General features: G+C 59.1%; 25 protein-coding genes. 19 read left to right on the top strand and 6 right to left on the bottom strand.

The features are described 5' to 3' along the window. The first annotated feature begins 120 nt into the window (after positions 1-120). On the top strand, positions 121-957 hold the full coding sequence (locus ACRWQA_RS12585; protein WP_263583559.1) for an AraC family transcriptional regulator: 837 nt from the start codon (positions 121-123) through the stop codon (positions 955-957). Here the strand turns inward: ACRWQA_RS12585 and ACRWQA_RS12580 are convergent. The 3 genes from ACRWQA_RS12580 to ACRWQA_RS12570 form a co-directional block, all read right to left on the bottom strand. Beyond that, on the bottom strand, positions 943-1536 hold the full coding sequence (locus ACRWQA_RS12580; RefSeq protein ID WP_434227337.1) for a LysE family translocator: 594 nt from the start codon (positions 1534-1536) through the stop codon (positions 943-945). The genes ACRWQA_RS12585 and ACRWQA_RS12580 overlap by 15 nt on opposite strands. Before the next feature lie 151 nt (positions 1537-1687). Then, entirely contained in the window at positions 1688-2377 is a 690-nt protein-coding gene (locus tag ACRWQA_RS12575; protein WP_263583561.1) for a type 1 glutamine amidotransferase domain-containing protein, read from the bottom strand. Between the two features lie 71 nt (positions 2378-2448). Beyond that, positions 2449-2874 carry a DCC1-like thiol-disulfide oxidoreductase family protein gene (locus ACRWQA_RS12570; protein WP_434227335.1) on the bottom strand — a complete coding sequence of 142 codons (426 nt, stop codon included), beginning with the start codon at positions 2872-2874 and terminating at the stop codon, positions 2449-2451. A gap of 441 nt (positions 2875-3315) precedes the next feature. Here ACRWQA_RS12570 and ACRWQA_RS12565 point away from each other — a divergent pair, with 441 nt between their 5' ends. The 5 genes from ACRWQA_RS12565 (at position 3316) to ACRWQA_RS12545 (ending at position 5899) form a co-directional block, all read left to right on the top strand. Further along, positions 3316-3684, top strand: coding sequence for a glyoxalase superfamily protein (locus ACRWQA_RS12565; RefSeq protein ID WP_434227333.1), 369 nt, complete (start codon positions 3316-3318; stop codon positions 3682-3684). A gap of 38 nt (positions 3685-3722) precedes the next feature. After that, a complete protein-coding gene (locus ACRWQA_RS12560) occupies positions 3723-4106 on the top strand; it encodes a nuclear transport factor 2 family protein (RefSeq protein ID WP_263583564.1) in 384 nt (127 codons plus the stop codon). A gap of 171 nt (positions 4107-4277) precedes the next feature. Then, on the top strand, positions 4278-4436 hold the full coding sequence (locus ACRWQA_RS12555) for a DUF3309 family protein (RefSeq protein WP_263583565.1): 159 nt from the start codon (positions 4278-4280) through the stop codon (positions 4434-4436). Between the two features lie 183 nt (positions 4437-4619). After that, entirely contained in the window at positions 4620-5366 is a 747-nt protein-coding gene (locus ACRWQA_RS12550) for an SDR family oxidoreductase (RefSeq protein ID WP_263583566.1), read from the top strand. Between the two features lie 5 nt (positions 5367-5371). After that, on the top strand, positions 5372-5899 hold the full coding sequence (locus tag ACRWQA_RS12545) for a GrpB family protein (protein ID WP_434227330.1): 528 nt from the start codon (positions 5372-5374) through the stop codon (positions 5897-5899). Positions 5900-6027: 128 nt separating this feature from the next. Here the strand turns inward: ACRWQA_RS12545 and ACRWQA_RS12540 are convergent, their stop codons facing one another. After that, complete coding sequence (locus ACRWQA_RS12540) at positions 6028-6942, bottom strand: LysR family transcriptional regulator (RefSeq protein WP_434227328.1); 915 nt, start codon at positions 6940-6942, stop codon at positions 6028-6030. A gap of 111 nt (positions 6943-7053) precedes the next feature. Here ACRWQA_RS12540 and pcaD point away from each other — a divergent pair, with 111 nt between their 5' ends. The 4 genes from pcaD (at position 7054) to ACRWQA_RS12520 (ending at position 11634) form a co-directional block, all read left to right on the top strand. After that, on the top strand, positions 7054-7884 hold the full coding sequence (gene pcaD, locus ACRWQA_RS12535) for a 3-oxoadipate enol-lactonase (RefSeq protein ID WP_434227326.1): 831 nt from the start codon (positions 7054-7056) through the stop codon (positions 7882-7884). 433 nt (positions 7885-8317) lie between these two features. Continuing rightward, on the top strand, positions 8318-10510 hold the full coding sequence (locus tag ACRWQA_RS12530) for an OsmC domain/YcaO domain-containing protein (RefSeq protein ID WP_263583570.1): 2193 nt from the start codon (positions 8318-8320) through the stop codon (positions 10508-10510). A gap of 100 nt (positions 10511-10610) precedes the next feature. Next, on the top strand, positions 10611-11087 hold the full coding sequence (locus tag ACRWQA_RS12525; protein ID WP_434227324.1) for a LabA-like NYN domain-containing protein: 477 nt from the start codon (positions 10611-10613) through the stop codon (positions 11085-11087). A 46-nt stretch (positions 11088-11133) separates the two neighbouring features. Further along, entirely contained in the window at positions 11134-11634 is a 501-nt protein-coding gene (locus ACRWQA_RS12520) for a DinB family protein (RefSeq protein ID WP_263583572.1), read from the top strand. A gap of 238 nt (positions 11635-11872) precedes the next feature. On the opposite strand, the gene ACRWQA_RS12515 is transcribed toward ACRWQA_RS12520, so the two are convergent. After that, complete coding sequence (locus ACRWQA_RS12515) at positions 11873-12475, bottom strand: glutathione S-transferase family protein (protein ID WP_434227322.1); 603 nt, start codon at positions 12473-12475, stop codon at positions 11873-11875. Between the two features lie 149 nt (positions 12476-12624). Between ACRWQA_RS12515 and ACRWQA_RS12510 the strand changes: the two genes are divergently transcribed. From ACRWQA_RS12510 to ACRWQA_RS12470, 9 genes are all read left to right on the top strand, one after another. Then, entirely contained in the window at positions 12625-13521 is an 897-nt protein-coding gene (locus tag ACRWQA_RS12510) for a LysR family transcriptional regulator (protein WP_434227320.1), read from the top strand. 30 nt (positions 13522-13551) lie between these two features. Beyond that, positions 13552-14202 (top strand): dihydrofolate reductase family protein, encoded by a 651-nt coding sequence (locus ACRWQA_RS12505; RefSeq protein ID WP_263583575.1) that lies wholly within the window; start codon positions 13552-13554, stop codon positions 14200-14202. Positions 14203-14287: 85 nt separating this feature from the next. Further along, the gene (locus ACRWQA_RS12500; RefSeq protein WP_434227318.1) at positions 14288-14857 is read left to right on the top strand and encodes a GNAT family N-acetyltransferase; all 570 of its coding nucleotides are present in this window, start codon (positions 14288-14290) and stop codon (positions 14855-14857) included. A 174-nt stretch (positions 14858-15031) separates the two neighbouring features. Beyond that, entirely contained in the window at positions 15032-15625 is a 594-nt protein-coding gene (locus ACRWQA_RS12495; protein WP_434227317.1) for a GNAT family N-acetyltransferase, read from the top strand. A gap of 52 nt (positions 15626-15677) precedes the next feature. Continuing rightward, complete coding sequence (locus tag ACRWQA_RS12490) at positions 15678-16799, top strand: GNAT family N-acetyltransferase (protein ID WP_434227315.1); 1122 nt, start codon at positions 15678-15680, stop codon at positions 16797-16799. 77 nt (positions 16800-16876) lie between these two features. Beyond that, the gene (locus tag ACRWQA_RS12485; protein WP_263583578.1) at positions 16877-17296 is read left to right on the top strand and encodes an SRPBCC family protein; all 420 of its coding nucleotides are present in this window, start codon (positions 16877-16879) and stop codon (positions 17294-17296) included. A gap of 16 nt (positions 17297-17312) precedes the next feature. Beyond that, positions 17313-17900 (top strand): Crp/Fnr family transcriptional regulator, encoded by a 588-nt coding sequence (locus tag ACRWQA_RS12480; RefSeq protein ID WP_263583579.1) that lies wholly within the window; start codon positions 17313-17315, stop codon positions 17898-17900. A 111-nt stretch (positions 17901-18011) separates the two neighbouring features. Next, positions 18012-18950 carry a sensor domain-containing diguanylate cyclase gene (locus tag ACRWQA_RS12475; RefSeq protein WP_263583580.1) on the top strand — a complete coding sequence of 313 codons (939 nt, stop codon included), beginning with the start codon at positions 18012-18014 and terminating at the stop codon, positions 18948-18950. Between the two features lie 149 nt (positions 18951-19099). Continuing rightward, a complete protein-coding gene (locus tag ACRWQA_RS12470) occupies positions 19100-20044 on the top strand; it encodes a LysR substrate-binding domain-containing protein (RefSeq protein WP_434227313.1) in 945 nt (314 codons plus the stop codon). Here ACRWQA_RS12470 and ACRWQA_RS12465 read toward each other — a convergent pair. Then, a complete protein-coding gene (locus tag ACRWQA_RS12465; RefSeq protein ID WP_263583582.1) occupies positions 20041-20934 on the bottom strand; it encodes a DMT family transporter in 894 nt (297 codons plus the stop codon). The genes ACRWQA_RS12470 and ACRWQA_RS12465 overlap by 4 nt on opposite strands. Positions 20935-20937: the final 3 nt, after the last annotated feature.

Below are 20937 nucleotides of genomic sequence, written 5' to 3'. Positions count from 1 at the left end.
GCTCTTGCCAGTAGCCTAACACCGGCTGCGAGGGCTGGCATTAACATGGTCCAAGGCCTTGGGTATGCCAAGTAGCCCGTCACAAGCGCTACACTGGTATGAAGACGCAGCGAGCCAACCATGACAACGACATCCCACAAGCCCCTGTTCTGGCGCGACCCGCGCATGCCGCACGTGGAGCTGCGCAAGGTCGATGATGGCCGCAGGGTCTGCTATGCACCGCATAGCCATACGCATTGGTCGCTGGGCGCCATTACCGCGGGGGAGAGCACCTTCCGCTACCGGGAGGATCGCTACCACGTGCATGCCGGCACCCTGGTGATGATGAATCCCGATTGGATGCACGCCTGTAGCGCCATCGACGACCGGCCTTGGGCCTACCTGATGCTCTACGTCGATACCGACTGGCTGATCGAGTTGCGCTACCAGGCCGGGCTGTTGGCGTCGCCGCGCTGGCAGGATTTTCCCACCGCCGTGATTCGCGCGCCCAAATGGTATGAAGGCTACTGCCATATGGCGGCCTGCTTGCTCGATCCGACACGCGACCTGCTCGACAGGCAAACGGTCGTGGTCGAATACCTCTCCGCCCTGATGCACGAACTGGCCGGTCAGCCGGCACGGCCATTGCCATTGGCCCCGGCGAACCTGCGGCAGCTTGCTGCCTACCTGGACGCGCACGCGGCAGAGGACATTTCCCTCGATGACCTGTGCGAGCGCTCCGGCTACAGCCCCGGCCATCTGATTCGTGCCTTCAAGCGTCATTTCGGCTTCACGCCGCATGCCTACCTGATCAACCGTCGCATCCAACTCGGCCAGCGCGAACTGAAAGGCGGCACGCCCATCGCGGAAGCGGCCTTGAACGCCGGTTTCGCCGACCAGCCGCACTTCCAGCGCACCTTCAAGCGCCTGGTGGCCGCCACGCCGAATCAGTATCGCCAGCCGTCACCCGAGCAGTAGATAGACACAGCTACCGGCGAGCAGCACCGCCAGCGTGCGGTTCACCGCTATCAGCACGGCAGGCCGGTGGAGATAGCGCCTCAGGTAGGCCCCGGCATAGACCCAGCTGCCCAGCGACAGCCAGCAGATCGGCAGGTAGAGCGCGGCGAACAGCAGCACCTGCTGCAGGTCACTGCCGCTGGTGTAGGCCCCGATGCCCGAGGCCGACGCCAGCCACGCCTTGGGGTTGAGCCACTGCATGAGTGCCCCCGTCATGAACCCCGGTGCCCGCTGGGCTCCGCCTTCCGGCAGGCGACCGTCGTCGCGAAACAGCCGAACGCTCATGTAGAGCAGAAACGCCACCCCCGCCCAGCGCAGTGCCTGTTCCAACCCCGGCACCACCGCCAGCACCGAGTAGAGCCCCAACCCCACGGCAACGAACAGCACCACGAAGCCCAGCGTGGCCCCGGTCACGAACACCAGTCCCTGGGATAGGGGGTAGCGCGTGCCGCTACTCAGGCACACCAGGTTCACCGGCCCAGGGGAGATCGAAGCGGCAAGGGCAAACGCCGACATTGGCAGAATCAGGGCAAGGCTCATCGCGACATTCTCCTGGTTAGCAATGAACCAAGCGTGCCGCAGCGGCAGGGGGCGGTATTGAAGGAAATTGAGGTGAATGAATGCAGGTCTTGCGAAAGGGAAGGCTACCGGCCGAAGCAGGCCGGTAGCGGTAGGCTTGAGAGTGTGTCGTCTACTTCTTGCCCAACGCCTCCAGCAGCAGTCGGGCCGTCGGTTCGGAGGAGGGCGGGTTCTGGCCGGTGATCAACAGGCCATCCTGGCGCGTGTAGGGCGTGAAGACGTCGGCCTTGGAGTAGTGGGCGCCGCCTTCCTTCAGTGCGTTTTCCACCAGGTGCGGCACGACCTCGGTGAGTCCCACGGCCTCTTCCTCTTCGTTGGTGAAACCGGTGACCTGCCTGCCGCGAATGATCGGGTTGCCGTCGGTATCGCGTGCGTGCACCAGCACGATGGGGGCGTGGCAGACGGCGGCCACCGGCTTTTGCTGCGCCCAGAAGGTTTCGATCAGGCGGATGGAATCCTTGTCTTCCACCAGGTCCCAAAGCGGGCCGTGGCCGCCAGGGTAGAAAACGGCATCGAAATCGTCGGCACTGACCTCGCTCAGGCGACGGGTATTGGCCAGGGCCCGCTGGGCCTCATCGTCCTGCTGGAATCGCCGGGTCGCTTCGGTCTGGCTCTCCTCGGCGTCGCTCTTGGGGTCCAGCGGCGGCTTGCCGCCCTTGGGCGAGGCCAGTACCACCTCGGCGCCGGCATCCAGGCAGGCGTAGTAGGGCGCCGCCAGTTCCTCGAGCCAGAAGCCGGTGGGCTCGCCGGTATCGCCGAGACGGTCGTGCGAGGTCAGAACCATCAGAATACGTGAACTCATGGGAACTCCTGTCATGGCGGTTGGCTGTATCCAACCTTGAAGATAGCGGAGCAGCCGCAATCGCATCCGGCTCACTTGCGATCCAGATTGTCGATGGGGCCCTTTCCCAGCATTTTCAATAGCCCGCTCCGGCACCTCTTGAGCAGAGGATAGAACTGTGCGGTGCGCCCGGGGCTCGCAAACAGCCGATACATCAAGCGGTTGAACACGCCGCTGCGGGTGCCCAGCAGGGTGAGGCGATGCAGGGCTTCGCTGCCGTGGTACCAGCGTTCGCCAACCTGCAGGGCGAAGCCCTCATCCAGATCGATGCCCAAGTCCGTGAGCTCCCGGCGCGCTTCGCTGCTGCGCCTGGCGTCGATCAGTTCGAGCTTGCCGACCTCCGTGCGGATTCGCTGCCAGCGAACGTAGCGACGGCACATCGGGCACTCGCCGTCGTAAACCAGGCGAAGCCGACGGCTTGATGGTTCGTGCTGGCGGGAATGGCTCGCTGGCGGCATTTGCTATCCTGAGTCTGGAGTTGGTGTCGTGGCCACGCCTCGGTATGGGGTAGCTGGAGCAGTCGGTCCTTGCCGTCGGGTTCTACTTCGCCTTCGCTAGCCTGGTCGCGGGGGCATGGCTCTCGCTCATTCCCGTCAGCGTGGCGTTCTTCGTGATCGGTCGCGTGCTGTTTCTACGCGGCTACCGACAGGGCACCGAGGGCCGCGCACTTGGCATGGTGCTGACCATGATGCCTGCCATTATGGGTTATCCAGCTGTCTTCGTTCTAAGGGTATTGGAATGGTTCTAGGGTGAGCTTCACAGCAAAGCGAAGCCTTGAGCCAAAGGGGCCTTTGGCCTATGCCTGAAGGAGGCGCTACTGGTGCACTCCTTGAGGGTATTGGACGCGTGGCCGGCTATACGGCTCAATAGACGTATAAACACAACGGGAGCTCAGTGGAATGAAATTCGGCAAGACGACTCCGATCCTGCGCGTCTTTGATGAAGCCAAAGCCAGGGAGTTCTATATCGACTTCCTGGGTTTTCAGGTGGACTGGGAACATCGCTTCGCGCAAGGCATGCCGCTGTACATGCAGGTCTCCAAGGATGGTTGCGTACTGCATCTCTCCGAGCACCATGGCGACTGCAGTCCGGGGGCGGCGCTGCGCATCGAGGCCGACGAGCTCGAAGCGTTTCACCAGCAGTTGCATGCTGCCGATTACAAGTACGCCAAGCCGGGTCTGGAAGTGATGCCCTGGGGAAGCCAGGACATGACGATAGCCGACCCATTCGGTAACCGGCTGACATTCACCAATGCGATCAGCACTTGAACGACGGGTACCACCACCTGTCCCGAAAGGAGCACTTCATGGACGAATCGACGAAGCGTGAACTGATTGATCGATACATCGCTGCCTACAATCACTTTGACATTGACGGGATGCTGGCCGTACTTGACTCCGACATCACCTTCGAGAATTACTCGGGCGGTGAACTCACCACCTCTGCCGACGGGATCGACGAGTTTCGGCAGCTCGCCGAGCATGCCAAGGGATTCTTCTCCGAGCGTGTGCAGCGTGTTACCAGCCTGACCTTCAGCCAGGACGGCGCCACGGCCGAGATCGATTACCACGGCCGCCTGGCGCAGGACATTCCCGGCGGGCCGAAGGCGGGAAGCCTGATCGAACTGAATGGCATCTCCGAGTTCACGTTCGGCAGCGAGCGGATTTCCAAGATCGTCGACCGCAGCTGAACGGGAAAATGAGGCGCAGGTTCCAAGACGGTCGTCTTCCTATGGTCTAGTGTCAAATATAAGGACATGGCCTGACGCTTACACATTGAGCCCACCCAATGTAAGCCGCATTGATATGTTGCGAGCACCTGCTTCAGCACTGTCCCGCCACTCACTGCTGGGAGATTCAACATGTCAATAGGAACAATTTTGCTGATAATTGTGATATTGCTTCTGATCGGCGTGATACCCGCCTGGCCCCACAGCAGGGGATGGGGATACGCCCCCAGCGGAGGGCTCGGGCTGGTTTTGATCATACTGCTCATTCTGGTTTTGATGGGTAGGTTATAGCCAGCTGATTCACTCCCCGCGACACGAGTCAGTGTGCCAACTGGGCTCCAGAATGGTCGGGTTGCGGTATAACTTCCCATATCGCGTGGGAAGATGCGAAGCGACGATTGGCTGCTTGCTCTTTGCCCAGTGTGACTGCCAAGCGAGTGAAGAGCCACGGTTCGGGATAGGGGGAGGATTACCTTGGGAAAGGTTCTGATGGTTACCGGCGGCAGCCGAGGCATCGGTGCGGCAACGGCGCGCTTGGGCGCCGCTAGCGGCTACGCCGTGTGTATCAACTACCGGCATAACGAAGCTGCGGCGTTCGCCGTGGTCGAGGAGATAACCCGTGCCGGCGGCGAGGCGGTTGCCGTGGCAGGCGATGTCGGCTCCGAGGCCGACGTGGTGCGTCTCTTCGAAGAAGTCGATGAGCAGCTCGGCCCGGTCACGGCGCTGGTCAACAACGCCGGCATTCTGGAAACTCAGATGCGCGTCGAACAGATGGACGCCGCACGCCTGAGTCGAGTTCTCTCGATCAATGTCATCGGCAGCTTTCTCTGTGCTCGCGAGGCCGTGCGGCGTATGTCGACCCGGCACGGTGGCCAGGGCGGGGCGATCGTCAATGTCTCCTCCATTGCCTCACGGCTTGGTGCGCCCAATGAGTACGTCGACTACGCCGCTGCCAAGGGCGCCATCGACAGCTTCACCATCGGCCTGGCCAAGGAGGTTGCGGGCGAAGGCATTCGCGTCAATGCCGTGCGCCCGGGCGTAATCTACACCGAGATCCACGCCAGCGGCGGCGAGCCGGACCGCGTCGAGCGGGTGAAAACTTCCGTGCCCATGCAGCGCGGCGGAGAAGCCGAAGAAGTCGCCCGCGCCATCCTCTGGCTGCTCTCCGACGAAGCTTCCTACTCGACCGGGGCGTTGCTGGACGTAACGGGCGGGCGATAAGACTGATGAACATGAATCACATAGTAGTGGTCCCCTACGAGGAGAGCTGGGCGCGCCGATTCGATGAAGAGAGGTGTCTTATCGAAGAGGCGGTGGCCGGTCTCCACAATCGTGTGCATCACATCGGCAGCACCTCGGTCGAAGGGCTGCAGGCCAAACCCATCATCGATATTCTGCTCGAAGTGGCTGACTTACAGGAGTTGGATGGGCGATCGCGTTGCTTCGAGGCGATCGGCTATGAGTGTCTGGGAGAGTTTGGCTTGCCGGGCCGTCGTTACTACCGCAAGGGTGGTATTAGTAGAACCCATCAGATTCATGCTTTCGAGTGGGGCTCTCTGGACGCACAGCGACATCTTGCGTTTCGTGATTACCTGCGCGCCCATCCCGTCGTGGCCAGAGAGTATGGCGAGTTGAAGCAGCGAGTCGCCAAAGTCTGTCGCCATGACATTACACGCTATTCCGAGGGCAAGGCGGATTTCGTGAAGCTATATGAACAGCGAGCGCTGGCATGGCGGGAGCAAATGCATCCATAGATGGTGCTCGCTCCGGTCGTCTTTAATTGATGCCGCACGACTTGTCAGTGTGGATCGAAGCCCGATCCCAGGACGGAGCACTGAGAATCGATACCCGATGCACAGATGGCAGTGACGACTGAGAGTGATTAGCGTCCCGCAAACTCGCGCTCGATGACTGGCGCCTGCGCTTCAAGAGCCTCCCACAGCCGCTGGGCGACAGGCCCGTGGGGGCGGTCGCGCCGACGCCCTACGACCAGCTCCTCGGTAACGCCGGGGAAATGACGCCCGGCAATGGAGAGCAGGCGGCCGTCGTGCAACTCCTCCTCGATCATGAAGCGTGGCAGGTGGCCCCAGGCCATGCCTTGCAGGATGAAATCCTTCTTCATCTCGTGATCGGCCACGCTGCACTGAGAAGGGCCACCCACCACATAGTAATTGCGAGGCTCGGCGTGCTGCGCCGTGTCACGCAGCACGCATTGGGTCAGTTCGCGCATCTGCTCCGGCGTGATCGCATTCGTAATGGGAAAGGGCAGGAAACCCGGTGCAACGACCGGTATCAATGAAATCGTGCCGATGTCGATCCACTCCAATTGCAGGTCGCTCTTGTCGACTCGGTGCAGGATCAGGTCGGCCTCGCCGTTCAGCAGCCGCTCCCAGGGCCCGGTAACTGCCTCATAGTGGAGTTGCAGGCGCGTGTGGGGGCATGCAGCAAAGAAGCGGCTGAGTAACCCAAGGATCTTCGAGCGAGGGCAGAGGTCACCGATCACGACATTGAGCTCGGTCTCTTCGCCCATGGCCATTTGCTGGGCATGCAGGGATAGCGCATCTGCATCCCGGAGTATCGACTGGGCACGCCGATAGAGCGAAAGACCGGCTTCGGTAGGCCGCACTCGATAGCCGCTCCTGTCGAGCAGGGCGATGTTGAACTGACGCTCAAGTTTTGCCAGCGCGGCAAATATCGCGGCATGCGAGCGGTTGAGTACTGCCGCCGCCGCCTGAAAGCCGCCTTCATCGACCACGGCGACGAAGCAATGAAGCTCGTGCAGTGTGAACTTGTTCATTGTCAGTTTTCTTAACAGAGTCGTATCAAACTATGTAATATTTTCTATCAGGAGGCGCAACTACTATCGAACTTCACTCACCACCCAAGGCAAATTGCCTAGGAGTTCGATATGTCCCGCATGGCTTCCAACCCTGTAAACGCCGCCGACAAGACGCGTTCTTACTTCACCACGGGCGATGGCGTCCGCATCGCCTATTGCACCGAGGGGCCTGCCGATAGCCCCGTGCTCGTGCTTTCCAACTCCATTGCCACGGATTTGGAAATGTGGGATCGCCAAGTGCCCGAGCTGGCCGAGCATTTCCGCGTGGTGCGCTACGACATGCGCGGACACGGCGAGTCGGGCGTGCCGAACGGTGCCTATTCCATCGACCGCCTCGGCAGGGATGTGCTGGAACTGCTGGATAGCCTGGGTATTCACCATGCCCACTTCCTGGGGCTCTCGTTGGGTGGGTTCGTCGGGCAGTGGCTGGGCATTCATGCGCCCGAGCGAATCGACCGGCTGATCCTGAGCAACACCGCCTCGTATCTGGGGCCGGCCAGGCAGTGGGACGAAGCCATCGCTGCCGTGCTCGAAGCGAAAGACATGCAGCAAACCGCCGAGAGGTTCCTGCGCAACTGGTTTCCGGCGCGTATGCTGGAGCCCGAAAGCGCTGTCGTGGAGCCGTTTCGTGCCACGCTGCTGTCCACGGACCGGCAGGGCCTGGCCGGTGCCTACGCGGCCGTTCGCGACACCGACATGCGGCGTACCATCGCGCTCATCACGGCTCCGACGCTCATCATCGCCGGCGAGCACGATCCCGTGACCACCGTCAGCCACAGCGAAGCGATGGCTGCCACCATTCCCGGCGCCAAGCTTACGGTGATGCCAGCCGCCCACATGACCCACATCGAATTCCCAGCGGAATTCATGAAGGCGGTAATAAACTTTTTGCTGAGCTGAAACGGGCCGGTCGATACGGCATGGAGCCCTGGAGGGGCACAGTCATAGCGTATTCAGCCACTTAGTGGCTCTTCTGTCTGCCAGGCAGTACCAGAGTCGTCATACGCCTTAGCCCTTTGTCTATGTTGCTTTCAACGTTACTCAACGTTAAATTGCGTAAAGAAAGCCGCTGAGACGGCTCAGAAGCAACAGACATAAGTACGCAGGGAACTACCCGGCAAACAAGAAGGATGCGAACGAACGCTACCTTGTTGTTTGCCGGGTAGACTTTGTTTGCCCCTCAGTCAGGTTCCTCTCGACCCCCTCCGTACGGCTCGTACCGTACGCTGCCACGTCTTCTCGTTGTGCTATCGGTTGCCGAAAGGGCCTTGCCCGTGTGGTAGACTGCGCGCCTCGGCCTGCGCCAGCAACACTTCCCCATCGGTAGCCCGTCATGGAAATCAAAGTCAATTTTCTCGAAAATCTCAGGCTTGAAGCCAAGTTTGACGATTTCACCGTCATCACCGACCAGCCCATCCGCTACAAGGGCGACGGCTCGGCGCCAAGCCCCTTCGACTACTTCCTGGCGTCTTCCGCGCTGTGTGCGGCCTACTTCGTGCGGGTGTACTGCAAGGCGCGTGACATCCCCACCGAGAATATCCGGCTCTCGCAGAACAACATCGTTGACCCCGAGAATCGCTACAACCAGATATTCAAGATCCAGGTCGAGCTGCCGGAAGACATCTCCGAGAAGGATCGCGAAGGCATCCTGCGCTCCATCGACCGCTGCACCGTCAAGAAGGTGGTGCAGACTGGCCCGGACTTCCAGATCGAGACGGTGGAAAACCTCGACGAGGACGCCCAGGCGCTGTTGATGGTGCAGCCCGACGAGGAAGCCTACACCTGGATCGAGGGCAAGGATCTGCCGCTGGAGCAGACCATCGCCAACATGTCCGGCATCCTGGCGGAGCTGGGCATGAAGATCGAGATCGCCTCCTGGCGCAACATCGTGCCCCACGTATGGTCGCTGCACATTCGCGACGCCGCCTCGCCGATGTGCTTCACCAACGGCAAGGGCGCCACCAAGGAGAGCGCGCTATGCTCGGCGCTGGGCGAATTTATCGAGCGCCTGAGCTGCAACTTCTTCTACAACGACCAGTTCTTCGGTGAAGAGATCGCCAACAGCGCTTTCGTTCACTACCCCAATGAAGAGTGGTTCAAGCCGGGGCCCAACGACGAGCTGCCCGAGGGCATCCTCGACGCGTATACCCGCGAGATCTACGACCCCGAGGGTGAGCTGCGTGGCTCGCACCTGATCGACACCAACTCCGGCAAGGTCGAGCGCGGCATCGTCGCCTTGCCCTTCGTGCGGCAGTCCGACGGCGAGACGGTCTACTTCCCCTCGAACCTGATCGAGAACCTCTACCTCAGCAATGGCATGAGCGCCGGCAACACGCTGCAGGAGGCGCAGGTGCAGTGCCTCTCGGAGATCTTCGAGCGGGCCGTGAAGCGCGAGATCCTCGAGCAGGAGCTGGCGCTGCCGGACGTGCCCCAGGAAGTGCTACAGCGCTACCCGGCCATTCTCGAAGGCATCCAGGCGCTGGAAGCCCAGGGCTACCCGGTGTTGGTCAAGGACGCCTCACTGGGCGGCCAGTTCCCGGTGATGTGCGTGACCTTGATGAATCCTCGCACCGGCGGCGTGTTCGCCTCCTTCGGTGCCCACCCCAGCTTCGAGGTGGCGCTGGAGCGCAGCCTCACCGAGCTGCTTCAGGGCCGCAGCTTCGAGGGCCTGAACGACTTCCTGCCGCCGACCTTCAACTCACAGGCCGTCTCTGAGCCGAACAACTTCGTCGAGCACTTCATCGACTCCTCGGGGCTGGTTTCGTGGCGCTTCTTCAGCGCGAAGAGCGACGTCGAATTCAGCGACTGGGACTTCTCCGGCAGCAATGAAGAGGAAGCGGCGACACTGTTCGGCATCCTCGAAGAATTGGGCAAGGAAGTGTACGTAGCCGTGCACGAGGATCTGGGCGCGCCGGTGTGCCGCATCCTGGTACCGGGCTACTCCGAGGTTTACCCGGTGGACGACCTGATCTGGGACAACACCAACATGGCCCTGGATTACCGCGAGGACATCCTCAACCTCCATGCGCTGAACGACGGCCAGCTGGCCGACCTGCTGGAGCGCCTGGAAGAGAGCCAGCTCGACGACCACATGGACATCATCACCCTGATCGGTATCGAGTTCGACGAGAACACCGTGTGGGGGCAGCTCACCATCCTCGAGCTGAAGCTGCTGATCAACCTCGCCCTGCAGCAGCACGAAGAGGCACTGGAGCGGGTCGAGATGTTCCAGCAGTACAACGATAACACCGTAGAGCGCGGGCTGTTCTACCAGGCCGTGGCCGCGGTGCTGGAGATCGTACTCGACGACGAGCTGGAGCTCGACGACTATATCTACAACCTCACGCGTATGTTCGGCGAGCAGACCATGGCAGCCGTTGTCGGCTCCGTGAGTGGCGAGGTGCGCTTCCACGGGCTGACACCGACCAACATGCAGCTCGAAGGCCTGGAGAAGCATCAGCGCTTGATCGAGAGCTACAAGAAGCTGCATGCCCACCGCGCCGCCAGGGCAGGGGTGGCGTTGTAAGCCGCTTAGCTGTCAGCTTTGCGACACGCAGCGCCCCGGGCCAGCACTGGCCCGGGGCGCTGCGTTTGGTGCCACTATTCAACAAGAATGAGTACATGAGATGGAAAAAGTTGCGATATTCGTTGATGTCCAGAATGTCTACTACACAGTGCGGGAAGCGTACGGGCGTAATTTCGACTACAACAAGTTCTGGGCCGAGGCCACTGCAGGAAGAGAGGTCGTGAAAGCCTTTGCCTACGCCATAGACCGGGGCGACCAGAAGCAGCGAGAGTTTCAGAACATTCTCAGGGCCATCGGGTTCGAGGTAAAGCTGAAGCCTTTCATCCAGAGGTCGGACGGCTCCGCGAAAGGCGATTGGGACGTTGGCATCACTCTCGATGCCATAGAATACGCCGAGCAGGCGGACGTCATAGTGCTGGTGTCGGGTGATGGCGACTTTGATCTGCTGGTGAACAAGATTCGTGAAGTGCATGGAAAGAAGGTCGAGGTCTATGGCGTGCCTCAGTTCACGGCTGCTTCGTTAATGAGAGCGGCTAGTGAGTATAATCCGATTGATGGTTTTCTATTATTAAGTTAGTCGCTTGGTTCGGCATGGTTAATTCTCCATACTCAGCGGAGGTGTTATGTCCCTTACTAGCTTGCAGTCCCTGTTTAACTATAAGGCTTGGGCCAATTCCGAACTGTTCACGCTGCTTGCAACGCTGCCGCTGAATCATGCCGAGCAGCTGCACACATGCATCCGCACCCTTAATCACACCTACGTCGTCGATCGAATCTTCCGTGCACATCTCAGTGGAGAGTCGAGCTCGTACGATGCAACGAACACCGAAGACACGCCGACGCTCAGTCAACTGCACAACGACGTGGAGGCAACAGATGCCTGGTACGTGGACTACATAGCCGAACTCGATGAGTCGGCTCTAGCTGAAGTCTTGGCGTTCACGTTCACCGATGGTGACGGAGGGCGAATGAGCCGAGAAGAGATCCTCCTGCATGTCGCGACGCACGGTGGCTATCACCGTGGTAACGTCGGGCAGGTGCTCAAGTCCATTTCGGTTGCTCCTCCTCGCGACCTCTATACCAAGTTTTTGCATATCAGCGAACCCGCACGCAGGGAGGGCTAACCCTCCATCGAGCGTGCGCTAGCACATACAATCAAGTTCCTGCCGTGACAGGGTATTTCTTCAAGCGGGCGACGACCTACTGGTGTTTGGAGAGGTCAGTCTTGCTCCGGAAGAAATGATGGTTGTGCCGAAGGGTGTCGAGCACTGCGCGGAGATGAAGCATAAAAGCCATTAGACATCGAGCTTGCAAAGCCAACTGACGGCGAGCAGCGCCGTCAGCTTCCCGGTCACAGTTTTCCTATTCTGCGGTGATTGGACTGTGATTAGGGTGGGACGCGACACGATCCAGCCATCGGCAGACGCTGGGGTAGTCTTCCAATGTGAATCCCCCTTCGTGGGCCACATGGGTATAGGCGTAGAGCGCGATATCCGCGATGGTGTAGCGATCCGCGACGAACCAGGCCTGTTTTGCCAAGTGCTCGTCCATGACCGCCAACGCCGCCCGCCCCATCGCATGCTTGCCAGCCAGTTGCGCCTTGCGTTCCTCGTTCAGACCAAGGTGAGTGAGCCAGAAGCGAGATGTGGCGATGTTGGGCTCGTGACTGTACTGCTCGAAGCTCATCCAGCGCAGAACCTGAGCCTGATCCCAATCGCCCTCGGGCCAATAGTCGCTCCCTTGGGCCAGGTAGTAGAGAATGGCGTTTGATTCGCTGAGAAATCGGCCGTCGTCGAGTTCCAGTACCGGGATCTTGCCGGCGGGGTTCTTATGCAGGAATTCGGGGGTGCGGGTTTCTCCCTGAACGATATCGTAATGGCGATATTCATAGGGCTGATCCAGCAGATTAAGCAGCAGGCGCACTTTATAGCCATTGCCGGAAGGCAGGTAGTCGTGCAAGATCATCGTCGTCTCCAGTGATTGCATGAGAGGGAAGCCGTTCTGGTATTTATCCTCGAGCACTGGGGTGCAGTGTTCCGCTTTTCCTGCAGATCGACAAACGAATAGAAATAATATCAGCCATAAGTGGGGCTGATGGATAGAGGCCCCGTTACATGGACATGGATCTCCTGCGTACCTATATCGCCGTTGTCGATACCGGTAGCCTGACCCGGGCTGCTCGCCATGTGCACCGAACCCAAGCCGCGCTCAGCATGCAAATGAAGCGACTGGAAGAGCAGGCTGGCTGCAGCTTGTTCTTCAAGGAAGGTCGCAACCTGGAGCTCACCAACGACGGCAAACGCCTCGTCAGCTATGCTCGCCGCTTGCTGGCCCTGCACGACGAAGCGCTAGTCCAATTGAGAACGGACGCCGCTTTGCCTACGTTGCGCATCGGCAGTCCGGATGACTACGCCCAGAGCCTGCTTCCCTTGTTGGTCAATACCATTCATGACCAATACCCAAACGTACAATTGCAGCTGATCTGTGCGCCTACCACCAAGCTGAGAAACCTGTTGGATGGAGGGGCATTGGACCTGGCCATCCTGACTCGCGCGGTCAACAGTGATGAAGGCCATGTGCTGATGCTCGATAAGGGAATTTGGATACAGCACCCGGAATTCGACTGGCAGCAGCACGAAGCCTTGCCCCTGGCGCTTTATGAAGCCGATTGCAAATTTCATAGCTCGGCTCTGGATGGCTTGAACAAGACGCACAGGCACTATCGGATCAAGGCACTCAGTGCCAACGCCGGAGCCTTGATGGCCCTGGTTCGACAGGGCAATGCCGTCACCGCGGCGGCCACGGCTTCCTTGCCGCCTGATTTGGTCGAAGTCGATGCCATCCATGAAATGCCGGCACTGCCCAGTATCGATATCGTGCTGGTCAGCGCCTCATCCGGGCATCCGCTGGTGTCGGCGAGCTGGGCGGGTGAGTTGGCGAGAGCGCTGGCGCTCAGGCTCGAGTCCGGTCAGCTTGAATGTCGAAATCCAGGCGGGCCGTTCGACTACTGACCATGTGTAGTGTCCCTTGAGGAGATAACGATGACTCAGCTGCGTGTCTCATGCTTCAGTATTTCGCTGGACGGGTTTGCCGCCGGCCCCGAGCAGAGCCTGGAAAACCCGATGGGTCTCAATGGCATGGAGATCCATGACTGGGTGTTCCCGACCGCGACGTTTCAGCAAAGGGTGCTGGGCACGCAGGGCGGGGAGACTGGAACCGACGATGACTTCGTGGTGCGCGGCTTCGAGAACGTCGGCGCCTGGATCCTGGGCCGCAACATGTTCGGCCCCGTGCGCGGCCCCTGGCAGGACGAAGAGTGGAAGGGCTGGTGGGGAGACAGCCCGCCTTTTCATGCACCTGTCTTCGTGCTGACGCATCATGCTCGCGACCCCATCGAGATGGCAGGCGGCACCACGTTCCACTTCGTCACGGAAGGCATCCATGCGGCGCTGGAGCGCGCCAAAGAGGCTTCCAACGGTATGGATGTGCGTCTCGGTGGGGGCGTGGCTACGCTTCAACAGTATCTAAGGGCGCAATTGGTCGACGAACTCCACCTTGCCATCACGCCTGCTCTGCTCGGCGCAGGGGAGCACTTGTTCGCCGATATCGACATGCGCGCTCTCGGCTACCAGTGTGTTGAGAGGTCGGCTACCGACAGGGCCACCCATGTCGTCCTCCAAAGGAGGCGTTGAGTCGTACAGCGAAGGCTGGGCCGCCCGATAATACTTCTCGCATCTCTAGCCAGTTCAGCATCAAGATATAGGCAAGGGGGCAGCAATGGTCTTGTCGTTCAAACCACTTACCACAGCAACTTGGCACGAATTTGAGGCGCTATTAGGTGCCTATGAGGGTTGCAAGGGCTGCTGGTGCATGCACTGGCGTCTGTCATTTCCCGATTGGAAGAAGCAACAAGGTGAGGGGAATCGTCGGGCAATGAAGGCTTGCGTGGATGCAGGCGATGTGCCGGGTATCCTGGCTTATGCAGAGGGCCGTCCTGTCGCTTGGTGTGGGTGTGGGCCTCGCGAATGGTATCCACGGCTGAACAAATCGCAGGTTGCCAAACCGGTAGACGATCAGGAAGTGCTATCGGTTAACTGTTTCTTCGTCGACCGTCAGGCCCGGGGGAATAATATCCAGCTCGAGCTTCTCCATGAGATTTTGCGCTTCGCTAAGCAGCAAGGGTACAAAGTCGTTGAGGGTTATCCTGTTGAACCGGGGAAGCGTCGTCTCGATTCCTCCACCTCGCTTGTCGGCTTGGCCAAAGCTTTTGAAGAGGCCGGTTTTCATGAAGTGGCTCGCCGGAAGAAGGATCGGCCCATCAAGCGTAAGGAGATTCAAACTGGCTAAGCGCGAATGGTTGCCGGCCTGCCGAGGCTATGTCGAGCGTGCCACGGCCCGCCCGGCCTTTGTGAAGGCGGATGCGGACCAGATGGCGCATTTCGCGGCGGCAGATTGAACCATACTAGTATTGTCATGAATGCCGTCCAGACGATCCGCAACGATTGCGTGGAAATCCGAGCCATGAAAACCACGATACGCAAAGCCAAGATCGAAGATGCCCCGAAGCTCGCCGAGCTCATGAATCTGGCAGGCGAGGGGATCCCTGCCTATCTCTGGGAGTGCATGGCTGACCCAGGCGAGGAAGTCATGGCGTTTGGCACTCGCCGTGTAGCCGGGACCGAAAGTGGATTCAGCTATACCAATGCTCATGTCGCGGAGCGCGACGGGGCGATTGCCGGCATGTTGCTCGGTTATCGGCTACCCGATCCTTATGAAACCGGTCCACTGGACGAGATTCCTGCCGTCGTCCGGCCGCTCGTCGAGCTGGAAGCGTTGGTCCCCGGCTCATGGTACGTCAATGCCGTGGCGACAGATTCGGCGTATCGCGGCCAGGGGGTGGGGCACATGCTCATGGAAGAGGCGGAGCGACTTGCCGCTGACTCACATGCTACGACGCTTAGCTTGATCGTGGCGGAACAGAATGCTGCCGCCCACCGGCTGTACGAAAAGCTCGGTTATCAAGTCTATGCGCGTCGACCGATAGTCCCGTTTCCTGGCTGCCCGCATACGGGTGACTGGCTCTTGATGACGAAAGTGGTAGAACGCACATTTTAATGGCTCCGCTCAGGCTCGGTATTGCATACTGCTCTATGGTCAGCCGTGAGACATGCTGCCTGCAGAAGCCAAAGCCGAATGCTGCGGATATTCCTTGGAGGGAGCCACATGTGAGTGCCGCGGAAAGCAAGTGATGAAGACGACCGGAATCGTCTCTGGCAGGCTTTCCGTGCATCAGGGAGATACTCTTATGAGATCTGCAAGACTGGAGTTGAGATACTTCAGCCGTGAGGACATTCCGAGTATTTTCAATAATTATACGGGCGATCTGGAGTCGTCACGATACTTGGCCCGAGAGCCTCACTCTGACATAGCACAGACTGAGCGTATGCTTGATAGGCTCTCGAGGCAGGAAAGCTTGGCTTGCTTCGGGATTTGCACTTGGGTTGTGTATTCCCATGATCACGAAGAAGCCGTAGGCTTGGTCACGGCGGTCAGGCATGGTGAGACAACGGTACTTCACTTCGGCATTGGAACCTCATACCGAGGGCGGGGCTACGCCGCTGAAGCGCTATCACTGGCAGCTCGGAACATGCTCGCTGGGCAGCAGAGAGGAAATGTCGTTTCTTATGTTGATGTAGAGAATATTGCCGCCCAGAAAACCCTTGAACGAGCTGGTTTTGCGCTTAAAGGAAGAAGCGAAAAATATTATAAAGCGCCTCAGTTGAATGGTGAGCATAGAAATGTTTTTCATTACCAGTTTGAACCTGACGCACTTCCAAATCTCAACTTCCGCGGGACGCAACTGAGCGATATCGAATCTCTATTCTTCGTCAGGGAACGCACGCGCGAGAACGCCATTCCCCGTGAGCGCTTGGCGAGCCTCGGCATTACGCCGCAATCCATCGCTTCATCCTTGGCGTCGGGTCAGCTCGTCAGCTATGTCTGCGAGTGTGAATCCACCGTAGTTGGCTTCTGCAGTGGTGACTTGGAGAGCGGGGAGGTGCTTGTCCTTGCGGTTCTCTCAGAGTATGAAGGCTTGGGTATCGGCAAGGAACTCATTTGCCGTGTCGTAGAGGCACTTCAGGCCGCAGGGCACCGAGAGCTCTGGCTGGGGGCATCTCCCGATGCAAGCTCCCGTGCGCATGGCTTCTACCGTGCGCAAGGATGGCGCGCCGACGGCACTTACGATGGAAATGGTGACGAGCTTCTGGTGCTCAGGTCGGGCTCGTAGCGAAATGTCGAATTGGCCTCGTCTTGTTCGTTTATGAGTTGCAAGGCTACCGATTGGCTCTACTGGAGGAGACACCCGTGAAGATCGCCATTGAAACCTTGGTCAAGGCCGACCTGGAAAGCGTCTGGCAGGCTTGGAGCAGCCCTGACGATATCAAGCAGTGGAATGCCGCGTCGGATGACTGGCACACCACGCGGAGTAGCGTGGATCTGCGCGAAGGGGGGAAGTTCCTGTCGCGCATGGAAGCCAAGGACGGGAGTATGGGCTTTGACTTCGAGGGCACCTACACCCGTATCGTGCCGCTTGAGCTGATCGAATACCGCATGAGCGACGGCCGTGAAGTCGAGGTCGAGTTCATCGAGCGCGCCGACGGCGTCCTCGTCAAATCGGCATTCGATGCAGAGCCCGAGAATCCTCCGGAAATGCAGCGACAAGGCTGGCAGGCTATCCTAGATAACTTCGGGCGACATGTGGAGAAGCAGCAGCGCCCAGGTTAATGCGCATGGGGATATCTTGAGCACAGCGAAGTACATTCTCGAGCAGCTGGCCGGCTGCTCGCTTCCTGAGTGGCATCTCGTCGAACCTTCGCTGCGGCGCAAGGCGTTACTGCCCGGCGATATCGTTTTTCGGGCCGGCGTGGCGCATCCCTTCGTCTACTTCGTGGAACGCGGGATCATCAAGATGATCTACGAGACAAGCGAAGGCGATGCCTGGGTCAAGGCGTTTGCCGCGGAGGAGAGATTCTTCGCCAGTCTTGCCGCCCTTTCGCCGGGCGGCGTCACCAGCTTCAGCGCCATCGCCGCCTGCGCGGCGTCGGTCGAATCGTTGCCGTACCATATCCTGAACCAGCTCGGCGACAGGCACCCCCAATGGCAGCGCGCGCTCAGGCGGGCCTTCGAACTCTACGGTTTTCGCAAGGAGTGCCGGGAGCGCGACCTGCTGACTCTCTCTGCGGAAGAGCGTTACCGGCGCTTCATCGAAGAATACCCTCACATCGCCAACCGCGTGGCCGACCGCGACATAGCCGGCTACGTGCGGGTCACACCGGCGGCACTCAGTCGAATCAAGTCACGTATCAGACAAGCTCATACTCGCGTATGAGACCGATAGTCATATTTTTGTTCTGTTTCCTGGTCTCGCTGTGTCAGAGTCGTGAAGCAAGATGAGTTCATGCATGGACGCGCATAACGAATTTGCGGAGGCCATGAATCCATGAATGATGTTGTCGTAGAGATGAACGTAGACACCGCCGTTTATAAAACGCTGCTGGAGTCTACCAAGGCCATCCCCTGGAAGATCGACTGGGAAACGATGAGCTTCGCCTATATCGGGCCGCAAATCGAAAGCCTGCTAGGGTGGTCGCCGCATAGTTGGGTCGGCATCGACGACTGGATAGAGCGTATGCACCCGGACGACCGCGACCGGGTCGTCAACTTCTGCGTCGCGCAGTCCAAGGCGGGGGTCGATCACGAAGCAGACTATCGTGCACTGAAGGCTGACGGTACCTACGTGTGGATTCGCGATGTCGTGCATGTGGTACGCAACGGCGCGGGCGAAGTGGAAGCGCTGATCGGCTTCATGTTCGATATCAGCGAGCGCAAGCAGAACGAAGAGAAGCTGCTACGGCTGCAACGTGAGCTCGAGGAGCTCTCGTACCAGGATGGCCTCACCGGTGTCGCCAACCGCCGCCTGCTCGATTCCGTGCTGGAGACAGAGTGGGCAAGTGCCCGACGCAGTGGCCAGCCACTTTCTTTCATCATGTTGGATATCGACTGCTTCAAGCAGTACAACGACCACTACGGCCATCTCGCCGGCGATGATTGCCTGCTCCGTATTGCGCAGATCCTCGGTTCGTCGATCGTGCGACCACGAGACTTGCTGGCGCGCTTCGGTGGCGAGGAGTTCGCGCTCGTCTTGCCGGAGACGGACCTCGAATCCGCCCGGCAGGTGGCGGAGCGCTGCCGGGCAGCCATCAGTGACGCGGCCATTCCGCATCGGGCGTCCGATGTTTCCCACCTCGTCACCGTCAGCATGGGAGTGGCAACTGCCAATCCTGCGGAAGGTGGCGGCCAGGCCTCGCTGATCGAGAAGGCGGATAGGCTGCTGTATCGGGCCAAGCAGGGCGGGCGGGACCGTATCGTCACGGAGTGATCTGGTCACGCCTGGCTTTTGCTCGCCAGGCCTGAACTCTGGGTCGGTCAGGGTATCAACATTGCCGCCTCTGCAAGCGCTGTGCAGGTTTGTTGCGCTTCACGCTACTCAAGGGGTATGAAGAGATTTTGGGTAAGGAGGGAACGCTCATGGTTGGCGGAGCTGGGCCAGTACGTAAGACGAACTTCGATATAACGCTACTACGTACCTTCGTCTCCATTGCCGAGCACGGCGGATTCTCAGAAGCTGCGCAAGCCCTGCATCTTACCCAATCGGCAATTTCTCATCACATACGCCGCTTGGAAGAGCAGTTCGAGCAACCGCTTTTCGAAACCCATGGTCGGCGCAAGCGTCTGACCGAAGCCGGCGAGCTCTTCCTATGGTATGCACGGGAAATCCTTGCCCTGAACGACGAGGCTTTCGAGAAGCTCGGCCAACGTCGCGATGTGAGGACTACTATTCGCCTGGGCGTTGCAGAATATTTTGCCCACGATCATCTCCCAGTCATGTTGTCTTCCTTACGCTCGGAACATGCCCACATTAACGTCAATCTTCAACTGGGGCGTTCAATGGTGTTGCAGCGCATGTTGTCCGATGGACAACTCGACGTGGTGATCGCTATCGAACCGCCGGGGACGCTATACACGAGTGAGCAGAAAGATATCGTTGTGTCTGACCTTCGCCTCACTTGGCTGGGTGCACGGGGCTACCAAATTGATTGCCGAAAGGAGGTTCCGCTCGTCGTATTCGCCCCTCCCTGTATTCTTCGTGATATCCAGATCGAGAGACTCAAGCAAGACCGGAGGCAGTGGCGCATTGCTTACGAGGCTCGAGACCTCGGGGACTTGCTTGCTGCGGTCAGGGCGGGCCTTGGTGTAAGCGTTCTACCTTTCACACCTTCTCGCTACGGACTTACCTATCCACTGAGCCCCCAACAGTTTCCCGTTCTGCCGGATATCTGTCTCAGTATCAAGCTTGGTGCCACCGTTGAGGTGAAGCAGGTAAGGTGGCTGATCGAGCTGATTCGGCGTTGCTGGCCCTTTCCGGAACTCAATATAAATGCTTCGCAGGGCCACGCACCTCTGCTTTCTTAGCGATTATTCAAATAAACTCCGAAAGCGGTCACGATAAATCCAACGATGGCCAGCGGATGAAGCGTTTCTCCAAGGAGTGCATAGGCCATGAGCGCAGTTACGCCAGGAATGAGGTAAAAGAGACTGGCTACTTTGCTTGCATCTCCGCGGCGAATCATGACGAACAGTACGCTGATGCCTCCTATTGAGTTAACAAGGCTCATCCAGCTCGTCGCGAACAAGAAAGTTGGCGTGACAGTGAACTGCAGGTCCTCCAGTGTATAGGCAGCAGCGAAAGCAACAGTTGCCGCTACGCTCAGCTGAATGAAACCGCCCGTACGGAGATCCATGCCTGAACAGTATTTCTTCTGGTAAAGCGTACCGAGCGTAATGCCAAGCAGGGCGAAGAGGACCGCTATATAACCGCCAATCGTCGCCTCACCAAAAGTGAGCTTCTCCGAAACGACCAAGGCTACGCCCGCCAAACCGACCACGAGCCCAACCCACTGTTGCGGTTTGATGCGCTCGGAAAGAAATATGCCAGCACCGAGTGCGACGAATATGGGCATCGTGCCGACGATCAGTGCCGAAACCCCGGCACTCACGCCAAGACTGATGCCGGAATAGAGCCCGGAGAACTGCATCGCCTGGAGCAGCATGCCGGCAACGGCAATGTGGCCGGCATCCTTCCACGTTTTCGGCCAAGGAGCGTGTGTTGCGAAGGCAACCATCAGCAGTACCGAAGCAGCGCTGGCGAAGCGAAGGAAAACCATGGTGTAAGGACCGACAAAGGGCAGGGCAGCTTTACCGGCGATGTAGCCCGAACTCCATATCACAATGAACAGTGAAGGTAAGCCGAGGGCTGCCACGCCAAGGCGTGAGCGTGAAATAGCGGTAGCATTCGCTGTCATTGG

The sequence above is a fragment of the Billgrantia sp. C5P2 genome, from assembly GCF_051062895.2.
The sequence above is the reverse complement of the archived record's forward strand: the minus strand, read 5'-3'. Positions and strand labels throughout refer to the sequence as shown.